Origin of the sequence: Hansschlegelia zhihuaiae, assembly GCF_004103825.1 — a bacterium.
Classification (GTDB): domain Bacteria; phylum Pseudomonadota; class Alphaproteobacteria; order Rhizobiales; family Methylopilaceae; genus Methylopila; species Methylopila zhihuaiae.
Genome location: NZ_RYFI01000026.1, coordinates 1358 through 16892, shown reverse-complemented (window position 1 = coordinate 16892; position 15535 = coordinate 1358). Strand labels below are relative to the sequence as shown.

12 protein-coding genes (1 of these 12 only partly in view) are annotated in these 15535 nt (G+C 67.9%); 8 read left to right on the top strand and 4 right to left on the bottom strand.

What is annotated here, in order from left to right; genetic code table 11:
* Window positions 1-25 precede the first annotated feature (25 nt).
* The 4 genes from EK403_RS19975 to EK403_RS19960 form a co-directional block, all read right to left on the bottom strand.
* A complete protein-coding gene (locus EK403_RS19975; RefSeq protein ID WP_128779220.1) occupies window positions 26-1438 on the bottom strand; it encodes an aminotransferase class V-fold PLP-dependent enzyme in 1413 nt (470 codons plus the stop codon).
* A gap of 100 nt (window positions 1439-1538) precedes the next feature.
* On the bottom strand, window positions 1539-2006 hold the full coding sequence (locus tag EK403_RS19970) for a RidA family protein (protein WP_128779219.1): 468 nt from the start codon (window positions 2004-2006) through the stop codon (window positions 1539-1541).
* Between the two features lie 593 nt (window positions 2007-2599).
* Window positions 2600-3268, bottom strand: a complete 669-nt coding sequence (locus tag EK403_RS19965; protein ID WP_128779218.1) for a CAP domain-containing protein — start codon at window positions 3266-3268, stop codon at window positions 2600-2602.
* Window positions 3269-3339: 71 nt separating this feature from the next.
* Window positions 3340-5814 carry a DUF3772 domain-containing protein gene (locus EK403_RS19960; protein ID WP_164919688.1) on the bottom strand — a complete coding sequence of 825 codons (2475 nt, stop codon included), beginning with the start codon at window positions 5812-5814 and terminating at the stop codon, window positions 3340-3342.
* 298 nt (window positions 5815-6112) lie between these two features.
* Here EK403_RS19960 and EK403_RS19955 point away from each other — a divergent pair, with 298 nt between their 5' ends.
* The 8 genes from EK403_RS19955 to EK403_RS19920 form a co-directional block, all read left to right on the top strand.
* Window positions 6113-8050: a PAS domain-containing sensor histidine kinase gene (locus EK403_RS19955; RefSeq protein ID WP_128779216.1), complete on the top strand. Its 1938-nt coding sequence runs from the start codon at window positions 6113-6115 to the stop codon at window positions 8048-8050.
* Window positions 8047-8457, top strand: coding sequence for a response regulator (locus tag EK403_RS19950; RefSeq protein ID WP_206659596.1), 411 nt, complete (start codon window positions 8047-8049; stop codon window positions 8455-8457). Before EK403_RS19955 ends, EK403_RS19950 begins: the two co-directional genes overlap by 4 nt.
* 91 nt (window positions 8458-8548) lie before the next feature.
* The gene (locus tag EK403_RS19945; protein WP_128779215.1) at window positions 8549-10333 is read left to right on the top strand and encodes an acyl-CoA dehydrogenase C-terminal domain-containing protein; all 1785 of its coding nucleotides are present in this window, start codon (window positions 8549-8551) and stop codon (window positions 10331-10333) included.
* Between the two features lie 4 nt (window positions 10334-10337).
* Entirely contained in the window at window positions 10338-10973 is a 636-nt protein-coding gene (locus tag EK403_RS19940) for a glutathione S-transferase family protein (protein ID WP_128779214.1), read from the top strand.
* 12 nt (window positions 10974-10985) lie between these two features.
* Window positions 10986-12194: an acetyl-CoA C-acetyltransferase gene (locus EK403_RS19935; protein WP_128779213.1), complete on the top strand. Its 1209-nt coding sequence runs from the start codon at window positions 10986-10988 to the stop codon at window positions 12192-12194.
* An 11-nt stretch (window positions 12195-12205) separates the two neighbouring features.
* Complete coding sequence (locus EK403_RS19930; RefSeq protein ID WP_128779212.1) at window positions 12206-14422, top strand: 3-hydroxyacyl-CoA dehydrogenase NAD-binding domain-containing protein; 2217 nt, start codon at window positions 12206-12208, stop codon at window positions 14420-14422.
* 279 nt (window positions 14423-14701) lie between these two features.
* On the top strand, window positions 14702-15409 hold the full coding sequence (locus EK403_RS19925) for a DUF6030 family protein (protein ID WP_128779211.1): 708 nt from the start codon (window positions 14702-14704) through the stop codon (window positions 15407-15409).
* A 57-nt stretch (window positions 15410-15466) separates the two neighbouring features.
* Window positions 15467-15535 carry the start of a 2-hydroxychromene-2-carboxylate isomerase gene (locus EK403_RS19920; RefSeq protein ID WP_128779210.1) on the top strand. Its footprint extends 585 nt past the window's final position, so 69 of the gene's 654 nt are visible here — the first part of the coding sequence; it begins with the start codon at window positions 15467-15469; the stop codon falls past the right edge of the window.

Sequence of the window (15535 nt, the reverse complement as noted above, 5' to 3'; positions counted from 1 at the left end):
GGCCTGAGGCCCGCCCCGCCGCGTTTCAGGCCCCGGCGTCCATGCGGCTCGCCAGATCCTTCATCGAGCGCACCAGCCGGTCGACGTCGCGCGCCGAATGGAACAGGTGCGTCGAGATGCGCATCGGATGGTGCGGGGCCGGCGAGCCGATCACCGGCACCGCGGTGTTGCGGATGACGATGCCGTATTCCTCGCGCATGCGCGTCACGAAGGTCGTCGACTGGGCGGTCTCGTCGGTCGCGGCCTGTCCGAGCGCCACGGAGGCGCTCGACGTGTGGAACGGGCTGAACGAGGTCAGCGCCGAGAGCAGTTCGGGGTCGTCCTTCGGCGAGTAGAGGTTGTCGACGCTCCAGACGCTCGCGATCTTCTGCTTCAGGTAGAGCGAGAGCGTGAGGTCGTGCTTCTCGATCACGCCGCGGCCGATGCTGTCCCAGAACGTGCAGCATTCCGCGAAGGCCTTCAGCATCGGATAGTTCGGGTTGCCGATGCTCTGCACCGCAGTGCCGATATTGTAGGTCTCGGCGTTGGCGTTGGTGCGGGGCTCGATCAGCGTCGAGTTGTTGGTGTTGGTCGGCCAGAAATTGAACAGCGGCAGCGGGTTGGCCTTGGTCACCCGGTTGCGGATGTAGAGCACGCCGGTGCCGCCGGGGCCGCACTGCCATTTGTGGCCGGAGCATCCCCAGAAATCGATGCCGGTCTGCTGGAAGTCGAGATTGAACATGCCGGTGGCGTGCGCGCCGTCGACGATCGTCATGATGCCGTTCTTCTGCGCGAGCTTGGCGAGCCGCTTGTAGGGCAGCATCGTGCCGGTCAGATAGGTCGGCGCCGAGAACACGAAGGCTTTGGTCTTGTTGGTGATCGCAGCCTTGAACAGGTCCACGTAGTCCTGGGCCTTCTGATTGTTGCCGACCGGCAGGTTGACCCGCGTGATCTTCACACCGCGGCGCTGCAGCAGCAGGTTCATCGGGCCGTTGCCGCCGGGATGTTCGTGATTGGTGGTGATGATCTCGTCGCCGGAGTTGAGCTCGACGCCGGCGAGGATTTTGTTCATCCCGTCGGTGGTGTTGTAGGAGATCACGAATTCCTCGAGCTCGGCCCCGAAGCCCGGCGCCGCCAGCGTGCGGAATGGCGTCACGCCGCCGAAGCTCTGGGTCGGGTTGGTGGCGACCTCGCGATTGTCGTCGTTGAACTGCTTCAGGATGTATTTGGGCGTCGAGCCGGTCGTGCCGATGTTCATGTAGAGCACGTCCGGGTCCAGGATGAAGGCCGGCTCAGGCTCGCCGAGCCGGAAACGCGGGGTCGCCGCGAAGGCGGTCGCCGGGACGAGCGGCAGCGCCGCGGCGGCCGCCAGGCCGACGCCTGCCCCGGCCAGCTTGAACAGATCGCGGCGGCTGGACGCGCCGACGACCGGATCTGACGCGTGATCGAGTTCGGACATTGGGTAGGTCTCCTCGACGTAATGAATCGACAGTCGTCCGCCGCCGCGCAGGCGGCGTCGCTGTGATCGCGTCGGAGCCGCCGACGCCCGGATCGGCTTTTTACTTGACGGCGATCGCCGAGATCTCGACCGCGACGTCACGCGGCAGGCGCGCGACCTGAACGGTGGCCCGCGCCGGCGGCTGATCCTTGAAGTACTCGCCGTAGACCGCGTTCATCTTCTGGAACTCGTTGAGGTCCTTCATGAAAACGGAGGTCGCGACGACGTTGTCCATCGTCATGCCCGCGGCCGCGAGCACGGCCTTCAGGTTGTCGAGGACGAGCCGCGTCTGCTCTTCGATGGACCCGGCGTTGATCTGGTTGGTCTTGGGGTCGATCGGGATCTGGCCGGCGAGATAGAGCGTGTTCCCGTGCCGGATGGCCTGGGAGTACGGCCCGATCGCCTTTGGCGCGTCGGGGCTTGCGACGACCTCCTTGCCGTCGGCCGCGAAGGCCGGCTGAACGGCGAGCGCCGCGACAGCGAACGCCGCGGCGACGGAGAGGCGGGTCCAGGACGTCGGGAAGGTCATGAAGGGCTCCGAAGGGCGAACAAGGGCCGAGGACCGTCCGCCCCCTCGCGCGGGGCACACGGCTCCGCATCGCGGTGCGCGCAGCGCGTCGCGGCGGAATCTCACCTAAACTTGAAGACGAACGCGGGCACACAAAGATTTACGCGGCAGCTTGAAAGCCGGCAAAATGGCGCTCGCTTTCGCCCCGCGATCGCCATCCACGCCACCGTTTCGTCACAAAAGCTAGCAGCGCCCTTGATGCTGATCAAGCGCACAATAATTTGAGGGATCACTTTTCCATCATCTCGCGACACGTCGCCGAATGGTTGTATAGAAAATAGGCAATACAATCCAGATAAAGATGTAGTATTGTGCGGTCGTAGCGAAATTTGCCGTATTTTTGCTCACATTGCAGAAGGCGACCGATCGGTCGTAAGATCATAAAGCCAAAATAGCCGTCAAATTAAGATATTTATTCATATGAAAAATGATCAAACGATCATTTTTATGTATCAAGAAATAAATATTGACCCTACAAAGTATAATATACTTTCATGATCTAGGTTTTGAGGTTGACGAAAGAAAGGGCGTCCTAGGCCGGCGAACCAGATCGCTCAAGGAACGCCCGAACCGACGAAGATCTGCCCTGGGGTCCCGGCGCGGAAATTCGGCATCTGCTGCGCGATGCGGGCGCCGCTTTGATCAGCCGCGGTCTCGCCGGGCGCCTTGTCCGGCGAGACCGATGCGATCGGCCTCGGATCGTTCGGATCGGCGAGCACCAGCGTCCAGAACACCTCGTAGCGCGAGTGAGGCGCGCGAACCGCCGCGATGCCCATGCGCGACGCCGTCGGCATGAGCATGTTCTTCAGATGGCTTTGCGAGGACCGCCAGCCCGTGAAGGCGTCGGCCAGCGTGTCGTGCCCGGCGCCGACATTCTCCCACATCCCGCCATTGCGGTAGCCCGACCGCGCGATGCGCTGCTTGAACGTGCCGGCGGAGCCCGAATGGCTGAGTTCGCCGCTCTTCGCCATCACGGCCGCCTGCTCCTCGGCCATGCGGTTGAGGGCCGGGTCGAGCGCGACGGGGCCGAGCCCTTTGCCGCGCCTGAGCTCGCTGATCATCGAGGCGGCAGCCTGCTTGTCGAGAGTCGCGCCCGGAGCGGTCTGGCTTTGATAGATGCCGGGAGTCGACGGACCGGTCGGGACGCTGGTCGAGCAGCCGGCGAGAACGAGGATCGCGAGAACGCCGAGCGCAAGCGCGACGCGGAAAGTGGTCTGGGGCATGGCGGGTCTCGTTGCGGCTGGGCGGCCATCGCGATCACGCCATGAGCCGTATGCGGTGGTTAAGAGAGCGTTCACGCCGGCTTGGGCTGCGGCTCCGGCTGGGGCGGCGCGTCGGAGGCGTCGTGCGGCTTCAGCGCCGTAGCGCCCGGCGAACGGAGGCCGAGCGCCTCCGCGACGCGGTCGACCGCCTGGGTCATGTCGGGCGGTGGCGGCCCCGCCAGCGAAATCCCGGCGTCCGCGAAGGCCTTCACCAGAGCGAAATTGAGGTCGCTCTTCACGCTCGCGGCCTGCCGGGGGCTCGGCACGTTGCAGAACAGCGAGAACGCGTTGTCGGCTTTGCCGAGCGCGGTGAAGAGGATCTGCGGTTCGGGAAAGCCGAGCACCGAGGAATGCGCCTTCGCGGTCTCGATCGCGACGCGTTTGACCTCCTCGGGATCGACCGCCGAGGACACCGCAAGGTCGATCTGCACGCGCCCGTTCGGGGCGCCGTGGGTGACGTTCTTCACGCTCTTAGTGATGAAGTCCGAATTTGGCACGATCAGGGTCGAGCGGTCGAACAGCTCGATCTCGGTCGAGCGCACCGAGATGCGGCGGACATTGCCCTGGTCGGACCCGATGACGATCCAGTCGCCGGCCTTGATCGGGCGTTCGGCGAGCAGGATGACGCCCGAAACGAAGTTCGAGATCACCGCCTGCAGACCGAAGCCGATGCCGACCGACAGCGCGCCTGCGACGATCGCGAGCCTGTCGAGGCTGAAGCCTAGATAGGCGAGCGCGAGGACGATGATGATGATCGTGCCGAGGTAGCCGACGCCGGTGTTGATCGAGGCCTTGAGGCCATCGTCCATGCGGGTCTTGGGCAGCAGGTCGCGGTCGAGCCAGCGCTGCACCGCGTGGGTCAGGGCGAAGCCGACCGCCACCAGCGCGATCGCGCTCAGCACGCCGGCCGGCGAGATCGTGATGCCGCCGATCTCGAAGCCGGTGACCGGGAGGCGCAGCCAGCCGAACAGATCGGTCGAGCCGACCCCCCAGGGCCCTGCGATCATCAAGGCCGCCACCGCGAGGATGATGAGGCGCACGGCGCCCGAAAGCAGCACGCCGATCTGCTCGAGCGACGAGGGGCGCACCCCGATCCCGGAGCTCAGCGTCCGGCCGAACCGCGTCTCGCCCGACAGCGCGGAGGTGAACAGGTCGTCGACGACCGTCATCAGGAGATAGGCGAGCCAGATCACCGCCGTGATCCAGATAACCTGATTGGCGAGGAACTGCGCGAGCGAGACGTAGCCGATGACGACCGAGACCAGAACGGTGGCGATCGCGGCGATGGCGGCCATCCGGGCCAGGAAGGCGATCGGGTGGCCGTAGCGTTCCTCCTTTTCGGGATGCCCCTGGGCGTCCTCGAGATGCTGCGCCCTCCGGAGCCTCCTGATCGCAAACGCGAAGGTCGCGGCGTTCAGCGCCGCGAACACGCCCGCGGTCGCGACCGAGGCCGAGAGACTCGCCGAGACCGCGGCGTTGAATGCATCGGCGACGCGGCCGAGCACGAAGACCAGCGCGACCCAGAGCGGCTGATAGCGGATCTCCGCGACGGCTGCGTCCGAAAGATGGATCAGCCGCCAGGACGGCCGCCCCGGCGCGAACAGCGCCTTGGTCATGCCATGCGCGAAGCCGAGGAAGCCCGCGCCCCTGACCAGCGTCGCCGCGAGCGGCTCGGCCCGCGACGGCAGCCAGCCTGCGCTCCTGAGAGCGAGATAGACGCACAAGGCCGCGAGCAACGGCGCGAGGGTGGTGGCGACCAGCCTGAACAAGGCCGTGGCGGAGCGCCTCAGGCGCGACTGCGGCGCCTGGCGCACGACAAGCCGCTCGCCGAAATTCGAAACCCAGAGACGGATCGGAAACAGCAGCAGAACCGCCGCCAGAACCGCGGCCGCGACCTGGATGATCGACGACGGACCGAAGTTGCGAGCGATCTGGTCCGCCCATTCCGCGCCAAGGTCGCGGACGCTCGACAGATCGCGCGGCGCCTCTCCCACGACGTCCATCCAGAGCGTCGGATCGATCAGCGAGCGGGAGCGTTCGAACAACCGGCTGGCGAGCAGCGTGCGGCGACGCTCCGTGATCTGCGCGTCGATCTGCATCGCCTCGACCTGGAGGAGGCGGCCGCGCTTAATGGCGTCGTCGACCTGCTTGCGGGACTGGGCCTGCGCGTCGCGCTCACGCGCGACCTCGTCGCTCTCGGCGGGCTCGCCCTCCTTGGGCTTCGGCCCGATCTGCGCCAGCCGCGCGTCGGCCGCGGAGAGCTGGGGCGCGAGCTGAGAGATCGCGCTCTCGAGCGCGATCGTCATCGGGGCGATGCGGTCCCGAAGCGCCGCAAGTTCCTCATCGTGCAGCTTGGCGTCCGAAAGCCGGGTTTCGATCCGGTCGAGATCCGCCCGGGCCGCGTCGATCGCGGCCGCCGGATCGTTCTGGGCGGAAACTTGCGCCGCGGCGCCGATGAGCGCGAGTGCGAGCGTCAGGGCGCGAAGCAGGACGGAAAGGCTGGTCATGGGGTGCGGCGACGCTCGATTCGAAGAGTGGCGCGCCCTCTCATAGCAAGGAATGCGGCCAAGGACGGGCGGGGAGCGCTGTTTCCGTCCGACAAGGTATCTCGATGGGGTTCTTTCGGCGATCTTCGTCGGCTGACGGGGAAAAGCCGCGAGATTCGTTCCGGGACCCTGTCGAAGCGACGGATGCCTCTCCATAAACTCGCACGGCGCTCGTCAAGCGCCGAGGGCGCGGCGGCGACGGCCGGTACTCGAAAAAGGTCGGGAAACGGGGTCGACACTGTTCACCGGCGACGGAGAAATGGCGTCCCGTCTGAGGGCGTTCGAGTGGCGCGGGCATCCGCTCGGGCCGCCTTCGTCATGGCCGCTCGAGCTCAGGGCTGCGATCGGCATCTGCATGCATTCGAGCATGCCGACCGCCGTTTATTGGGGTCCCGACCTCCGCCTGATCTACAACGACGCCTGGGCGCCGGTGCCGGCCGAGCGCCACCCCCAGGCGCTCGGCGAGCCCGCCGAGGCGGTGTGGAACGACATCTGGGACGTGGTCGGCCCGCAGTTCCGTGAGGTCGTCGCGACCGGACGCGGCTTCTCGACCTTCAACCAGCGGCTCGACATGCGGCGCTGCGGCGCGGTCGAGGAGACCTACTGGAACTACAGCCTCACGCCGATCTTCGGAGAGGACGGCCGCGTCCGCGGCATCCTCAACCAAGGGCATGAGACGACCGAGCAGGTCTTCGCCGTGCGCTCGCAGGCCTTCCTGCTCGACATCGGCGACCGGCTGCGCGACATCCCCTCGGCCGAGTTCCGTTCCGAGGCGGTGCTCTCGACGATGCTGGGCGCGCTTGCGCGCCATCTCGACCTGCCGCGCTGCGGATATGCGACGGTCGACGGGGCCAGCGGCGCCTGCACGGTCGTGGGCAACTGGCGCGACGAGCGGATGCCCGACCTCGGCGCCCGGACCTTCGCGCTCGCGGACTTCGGCGACGCGATCCTGAACGACATGCTGGCTGGCCATGTGGTGACGTCGGACGACGTTGCGCTGGACCGCCGCCATTCGCCCCCCGTCGCGGAAAACTTCGAAGCGGTCGGCGTCCGGGCGAACCTCGTCGCGCCGGTGGTCCGGGGCGGGCGGGCCTTCGCGTTCCTGTTCCTGAACGACGATCGCCCGCGCCGCTGGAGACCCCACGAGATCGCGCTCGCGCGCGACCTCGCCGACCGGATCTGGCTAGCCCTCGCGCGCGCCGACGCCGCCGCCAAGCTGCGCGAGAGCGAACGCCGCTTCTCGGTGTTCTTCGAGCAGGCCTCGGTCGGCCTGTCGCAGGTGACGCTCGACGGCGCCTTCGTGCGGATCAACGACAGCATGGGCCGGATCCTCGGCCGGTCGCCTGCGGCGATCGAGGGATTGACCATCGCCGACGTCACCCATCCGGACGATCTGTCCGAGACGCGCGCCCGGGTGTTCGCGGCCACGCAGAGCGGCGGCCCGTTCACGCTCGAGAAGCGCTACGTCAAGCCCGGTGGCGCCGTCACATGGGCCGTGACGAACGTCACCCGGGTCGTCGACGAGGCGGGAGCGCCGAGCGGCTACTTCTCGGTGACGACCGACATCAGCGAGCGCAAGGAGCAGGAGCGCATCCGGGCCTGGCTGCTCGCCGAGCTCAACCATCGCGTCAAAAACAACCTCAGCACCGTGCAGGCCATCGCGCATCACGCGATCGGCTCGACGTCCTCGCTCGAGGAGTTCGAGCGGGTCTTCAACGCCCGTCTCATGGCGCTGTCGCGAGCCCACGATCTGCTGATGCGCGAGACCTGGACCTCGGCGGCTCTCGAGGATCTCGTGTCGGACACGCTCGCCCCGTTCGCGCTCGACGATGACCGCCGCATCATGATAGGCGGACCCGAAGTCCGGCTGTCGCCGACGGCCGCGGTGACCATGACGCTCGCTTTTCACGAACTCGCTACCAACGCGGCGAAATTCGGCGCGCTGTCGCGGCCGGAGGGCCGGGTCTCGGTCGAGTGGTCGATCGACAGGTCCCGCAATGGCGGCGCGATCGACCTGGAATGGCGTGAGGCGGACGGCCCCATCGTCGCGCCCCCGCAGCGCCGGGGCTTCGGTTCGCGGCTGATCGAGCGCGGGGCCGCGCGCGAGCTCGGCGGACGCGTCAGCCTCCAGTTCGACCCGGCCGGCGTCGCCTGCGCCTTCCATCTGCCCCTCTCGCAGAAAATCACCGTCCCATGACCGAGAACAGCATGACCGAACAGGGATTGAGCGGCCTCCGCATCCTTCTCGTCGAGGACGAGGCCATGATCGCCATGCTCGTCGAGGACATGCTGACGGACAGCGGCGCCACGGTCGTCGGACCGGCGGGCGGCGTGGCCGAGGCGCTCGGGGTGATCTCGAGCGAGCAGATCGACGGCGCCCTTCTCGACGTCAATCTCGGCGGCGAGCAGAGCTTCGAGGTCGCCGACGCCCTCGCCAAGCGGTCGATCCCGTTCGTCTTCGTCACGGGATATGGCGGCGGCGCGGTGCGCGACCGCTATCCCGACGCGCCGACCCTGCAGAAGCCCTTCGTGACCAGCGACCTGGAGCGCGCGCTGTCGGGCCTGGCCATCGCCGCGCGCGACGCCAGCCACTCCGCGCCCTGAACGAACGTCGCCGAAATTCGCCACGAGGCTGTTCCCCGACGCCGCGTTCTGTGCAAAACGTGCATACACACGAGCGGACGTGAGGACTGAGATGCCGAGCTACAGGGCGCCCGTCGAAGAAACGCTCTTCCTGCTGTTCGACGTGCTCGGCTTCGAACGTCACGCCAATCTTCCGGGCTTCTCCGAAGCAAGTCGCGACGTCGTCGAGGCGATCCTCGCCGAGGCCGCGAGGGTGGCCGAAAAGAGCTTCCAGCCGCTCAACCGCTCCGGCGACCTGCAGGGCTGCGAGCGGCTCGCCAATGGCGACGTGGTGACGCCGAACGGCTTCAAGGAGGCGTACAAGGCGTTCGTCGAAGGCGGCTGGATCGGTCTCGCGGCCGATCCCGAATATGGCGGACAGGGCCTGCCGCACACGATCACCGCGGCGATCAACGAATACGCCTCCTCGGCCAACATGGCGCTCGCCATGTATCCCGGCCTGACGCAGGGCGCGATCGCGGCGCTCGTGCTGCACGGCTCCGACGAGCAGAAGCGCGCTTATCTGCCCAACATGATCACCGGCAAATGGACCGGCACCATGAACTTGACCGAGCCGCATTGCGGGACGGACCTCGGGCTGATCAAGACCAAGGCCGTTCCCCAGCCTGACGGCTCCTACAAGATCACCGGCCAGAAGATCTTCATCTCGGCCGGCGAGCACGACATGACCGAGAACATCGTGCATCTCGTGCTCGCCCGCATCGAGGGCGCGCCGGAGGGGACCAAGGGCATCTCGCTGTTCGTCGCGCCCAAGATGCTGTTCGACGAGAACGGCGCGCTCACGACGCGGAACGCCGTCTCCTGCGGCGCGGTCGAGCACAAGATGGGCATCCACGGCAACTCGACCTGCGTGATGCACTATGACGGCGCGACAGCCGGGCTGGTCGGCGAGGAGCACCGCGGCTTGGCCGCAATGTTCACGATGATGAACGAGGCGCGCCTCGGCGTCGGCATCCAGGGCCTCTCGCAATCCGAGGTCGCCTATCAGAACGCGGTCGCCTACGCCCGCGAGCGCCGGCAGGGGCGCGCGCTCACCGGTCCGAAGGACGCCGACAAGCCGGCCGACGCGCTGATGGTCCACCCCGACGTCCGCCGGACGCTGATGTCCATCAAGGCGTTCAACGAGGCGGCGCGCGCGCTGATCCTGTGGACCGCGGTCCGCGGCGACGTCGGCCGCGTTTCGGAGGACGAGAAGGAGCGCCAGGCCGCGGACGACCACATGGGGCTAATGACGCCGATCATCAAAGGCGTGATCACCGACCTCGGCTTCGACAACACCGTGAAGGCCCAGCAGATGTTCGGCGGCCACGGTTACATCGCGGAATGGGGCATGGAGCAGTTCGTCCGCGACGCCCGCATCGCGATGATCTACGAGGGCGCAAACGGCGTGCAGGCCATGGACCTCGTCGGCCGCAAGCTGCCGCGCCACGGCGGCCGCGCCATCATGGCGTTCTTCAAGGAGGTCGACGGCTTCCTCAGGGACAACGCCGAGGTCGAGGGCATGAAGCCGTTCCTCGAGCCGCTGAAGAAGGCGCGCGAGGACCTGCAGAAGGCGACCATGTGGTTCATGGCGAACGCCATGGGCAAGCCCGACAACGCCGGCGCCGGCGCGGTCGACTACATGCATCTCTTCGGCCTGACGGCGCTCGGCTATATGTGGGCGATGATGGCCAGGACCGCGCTCGACAAGAAGGCGGACGGCGCCGACGGCGTGGACGTCCGGCTCGCGACGGGCCGCTTCTTCATGGAGCGCATGATGCCCGAGACCGCCGCGCGGCTCGCGGCCATCTCGGCCGGGTCCGAAGCCGTGATGGCGCTGCCCGAAGAGGCGTTCTGAGCCGATGGCCGAATACGAGCTCCACTGCTTCGGCGAGTCCGGCAACTCCTATAAGCCAGCGCTGCTGCTCGAACTCGCGGGCGCCGACTGGCGGCCGGTCTTCGTCGACTTCTTCAAGGGCGAGGCGCGAGGCGACGCCTATCGCGAGCGCAACGTCATGGGCGAGGCGCCGATCCTCACCCATGGCGACGTCGTGCTCAGTCAGTCGGGCGTCATCCTCGACTATCTGGCCGACGAACTCGGCCGCTTCGGCGGAGAGACGCCCGCCGAGAAGCGCGAGATCTGGCGCTGGATCCTGTTCGACAACCACAAGCTCACGAGCTACATGGCGACCCGCCGCTTCCTGCTGAACTTCGTCGAGCAGGGCGAGACGCCCATCACCGAGTTCCTCGGCAAGCGGATGCGCGACGCGTTCCGCGTGCTCGAAGCGCATCTTGAGGACCGCGACTGGGTCGCGACCGACCGCGCCACGATCGCGGACCTGTCTCTGCAGGGCTATCTGCACTACGGCGACGAGCTGCATTGGGACTTCGGGCCCTATCCGGCGATCTCGGCCTGGCTTGAACGCATCCGATCGCTGCCCGGCTGGAAGCACCCTTACGATCTCATGCAGCGCGCGCGGCCCTCGGCCGCCGCCTGAGAGGAGACCACGATGCCCGAGGCCTTCATCTATGACGCCGTCCGCACGCCCCGCGGACGCGGCAAGCCCGACGGCTCGCTGCACGAGGTCTCGACGCTCGGCCTCGCGACCACGGCGCTCCGGGCGCTCGCCGAGCGCAACAATCTCGACGCCGGCCGCATCGACGACGTCGTGCTGGGCTGCGTCGATCCCGTCGGCGAGGCCGGCGGCGACATCGCCCGCGCGGCCGCGCTCGCGGCCGACTACGGCATCCAGGTGCCGGGCGTGCAGATCAACAGGTTCTGCGCCTCGGGCCTCGACGCAGTGAACTTCGCGGCCGCGCAGGTGATGGCCGGCCAGCACGACCTCGTGGTCGGGGGCGGCGTCGAGTCGATGAGCCGCGTCGGCATCGGGGCCTCGGGCGGCGCCTGGCCGATGGACCCGGCGATCGCGGTGAAGGCCTATTTCATGCCGCAGGGCGTCTCAGCCGACCTGATCGCCACAAAGTACGGCTTCTCGCGCGACGACGTCGACGCCTACGCGGTCGAGAGCCAGAAGCGCGCCGGCGCGGCCTGGAGCGAGGGACGGTTCGCCAACTCCGTCGTCCCGGTCAAGGACGTCAACGACATCATCCTGCTCGACCGCGACGAGCACATGCGCCCCGAGACGACGATGCAGTCGCTCGGCGGCCTCAAGGCCTCGTTCGTCGAGATGGGCGAGATGGGCGGCTTCGACGCCGTCGCCACCTACGCTCATCCGGACGTCGAACGCGTCAACCACGTGCACCACGCCGGCAACTCCTCCGGCATCGTCGACGGCGCCGCCGCCGTCCTGATCGGATCGAAAGAAGCGGGCGAGGCCGCGGGGCTGAGGCCTCGTGTCCGCATAAGGGCCTTCGCCAATATCGGCTCGGAGCCCGCGCTGATGCTGACCGGCCCGGTCGACGTCACGAAGAAGGTGCTGAAGCGCGCCGGCATGGAGATCGGAGACATCGACCTGTTCGAGGTCAACGAGGCCTTTGCCGCCGTCGTCCTGCGTTATCTCCAAGCCTTTGGGCTCGATCAGTCCAAGGTGAATGTGAACGGCGGCGCAATCGCGATGGGCCACCCGCTCGGCGCGACCGGCGCGATGATCCTCGGAACGGCGATCGACGAGCTCGAGCGCTCGGGCAAATCCACCGCGCTCGTCACACTCTGCATCGGCGCAGGGATGGGGACGGCCACGATCATCGAGCGGGTGTGAGGAGAGCGGCCATGACCGAGACCAATTTCCGCACCGATCTCGACCCCGACGGCGTCCTGTCGGTCGTCTGGGACATGCCCGGCCGGTCGATGAACGTCCTGTCCGAGGCTGCGATCCGCGAGCTCGCCGGGATCGTCGACCGGGTGGTCGAGGACGAGGCCGTGAAGGGCGTGGTGGTCTCCTCCGCCAAGAAGGCGTTTTCGGGCGGCGCGGACCTGACGATGCTCGAGGGCATCGCGCGGCTCTACGCGTCGGAGAAGGCGAAGCACGGCGAGGCGGCGGCCGCCAAGGCGATGTTCGAGGAGAGCCGCAAGCTCAGCCAGCTCTACCGGCGCATCGAGACCAGCGGAAAACCCTGGGTCTGCGCGATCCACGGGGTGTGCCTCGGCGGCGCCTTTGAGCTCGCGCTCGCCTGCCACTATCGCATCGCCTCGAACGACGCCTCGACGCGGGTCGGGCTGCCGGAGGTGAAGGTCGGCCTGTTCCCCGGCGCCGGCGGCACCCAGCGCGTCGCGCGCATCATGCCGCCCGGCGACGCGCTCCAGATGCTGATGAAGGGCGAGCAGATCCGCCCCGACAAGGCGCGCGCCATGCGGCTCGTCGACGAGGTCGCGCCCAAGGACGAGATGCTCGGGAAGGCGAAAGCCTGGATCCTCGGCGGCGGCAAGGCCGTGAAGCCATGGGACGAGAAGGGCTTCCGGCTGCCGGGCGGGCCGGTCTGGTCGAAGGGCGGCTTCATGACCTTCCCGCCCGCCAACGCGATCTACCGGCGCGAAACCCAGGACAACTACCCAGCGATCCGCGCCATGCTGCAGGCGGTGTTCGACGGGCTGCAGCTCGAGATGGACCGGGCGCTGACCGTCGAGAGCCGGCTGTTCGCCAAGGTGCTGCGGTCGCCGGAGGCGGCGGCGATGATCCGCACCTTCTTCGTGTCGATGCAGGAGCTGAACAAGGGCGCGCGGCGGCCGAACAACGTGCCGGAAAACAAGCTGAAGACGATCGGCGTGGTCGGCGCCGGCTTCATGGGCGCGGGCGTCGCCTATGTGTCGGCGCTGGCCGGCCTCCATGTCGTCCTCGTCGACCGCGACCAGGCGGCGGCGGACAAGGGCAAGGCCTTCGCCGAGAAACTCGTGATGGGCCAGGTCGTGAAGGGCCGCATGTCGGGCGAGCAGCGCGACGCGCTGCTGGGCGCGATCGAGCCGACCGCCGACTACGCGGCGCTCGCCGGCTGCGACCTCGTGATCGAGGCGGTGTTCGAGGACCCCAAGGTCAAGGCCGAGGTCATCGCCAAGGTCGAGGCCGTGATCCGCGAGGACGCGATCTTCGCCTCCAACACCTCGACGCTGCCGATCTCGGGGCTCGCCAAGGCGTCGAAGCGGCCGGAGAGCTTCGTCGGCATCCATTTCTTCTCGCCGGTCGAGAAGATGCTGCTGGTCGAGGTCATTGTCGGAAAGCAGACCGGCGACAGGGCGCTCGCCATGGCGCTCGATTATGTCCGCGCGATCAAGAAGACGCCGATCGTGGTGAAGGACAGCCGAGGCTTCTACGCCAACCGCTGCGTCATCGCCTACATGCTCGAAGGCCATCTGATGCTGACCGAGGGCGTCCCGGCCGCGATGGTCGAGAACGTCGCCAAGCAGGCCGGGATGCCCGTGGGTCCGCTTGCGCTCAACGACGAGGTCGCGCTCGACCTCGGCCTCAAGATCATCGACTCGACCCGCGCCCAGCTCGGCGACGCCGCCGTCGACCCGGCGCAGGAGAGGCTGCTCAGGGCTCTGGTCGAGAAGGAGGGCCGGCTCGGCCGCAAGAACGGCAAGGGGTTTTACGACTATCCCGAGGGCGGCAAGAAGCGGCTCTGGCCGGGCCTCGCCGATCTGCAGGAGACGAAGCTCGACCCCGATGCGATCGACGTGTCGGAGCTCCGCCACCGCCTGCTTGTGACGCAGGCTCTCGAGGCGGCACGCACGGTCGAGGAAGGCGTGGTCACGGACATGCGCGAGGCCGACGTCGGCGCGATCCTCGGCTTCGGCTTCGCGCCCTATACGGGCGGGCCGCTGTCCTGGATCGACTCGATGGGCGCCAAGCGCTTCGTCCGGCTTGCGAGCGCGCTGGCCGAGCTGCACGGCCCGCGGTTCCGGCCCAACAAGCTGCTGCTCGACCTCGCCGAAAAGGACGAGACCTTCTATGGCCGCTTCGCGCCGCCGAAGGAGACCGCGGAAGCCGCGTGAAAGTCGGATGCGCGGGCCAGAGCCTCTGCGGCCCCATTGTTCTTGAGAGGCCAAATCCGCGTCAGGAATGGGCCTTGGGCCATCGGCTCCGCGTGCTTCGAGACGCCCGCAAAGACGCGGGCTCCTCAGCATGAGGGGGCTTGCGCCTGCCATCCTCCACCCTCCTCATGCTGAGGAGCCGTCCGTCAGGACGGCGTTTCCAAGCACGCGGCGCGTCGCCGCCACGGACCGGCACGAACCGGGGACGGACTCCAGCCTGTGACGCAGATGAGCGCCCGGATGACCCTCGCCTGCGCCGCCGCGGCGGCCGTCCTGATCGCGGCGGCCGTGGCGGTCCATCTGGCGAAGCCCGCCTGGCTGTTCGGCGCGCCGGCTCCGCCGCCGAAGCCGCAGGCGCGCCCCGCCGACCCGCTCGGCGCGCTTCCGCCGGGCCTCGTCGCGCGTCTCGTCTGGCCGCTGCCCGACGCCCCCTCGCCCTTCATGCGGATCACGCGCGTCAGGCCGAAGGCGTTCTGCGACAGCCTCGCGGCGGCGGGCCTCAGGAACGCGGCGTTCCAGATGGGCGAGGCCCCGCTCAAGGGCTGGACCTGCGTCACCGACCTCATCAAGCCGGTCGAGGGCGACGAGCAGTCGGTGTCGAGCCTGTTCGTCGCGACGAGGGGGCTCGAATCCGACCGGATCGACAATGTCCGGATGAAGCTCAACCTGATCGACCCCGGCACTGCGCCGGTCGTCAAGGCGATCGCCCGCGACGTCCTGCGCCAGATCTGCCGGAGCCTCGGCTGGGAGCCGCCCGCCGCCGTGGTCGAGGCGATCGACGGGCCGAAGGAAGGCCGCGTCCTCGAACGCGGCGTGTCCTACGACCTCAAGCGCGAGTTCGGTCCGGCGGAGCGCTTCAACCTCATCATCGTCTTTCCCCGCAGCCTCGGCCAGGGCGGCGAGGACCGCTTCGTCGCCGACCCGCGCCGCTCCGCCGTCGCGCGGTGAGGTCTGGCCTCGGCCGCGCCGCCGCGCCATGATCGCCCGCGCACAAGGAGGCCGCCAATGTCCCGCCGCGTCGACGTCTATTTCTCCCTGCTGTCGCCCTGGGCCCATCTCGGGCACGAGCCGTTC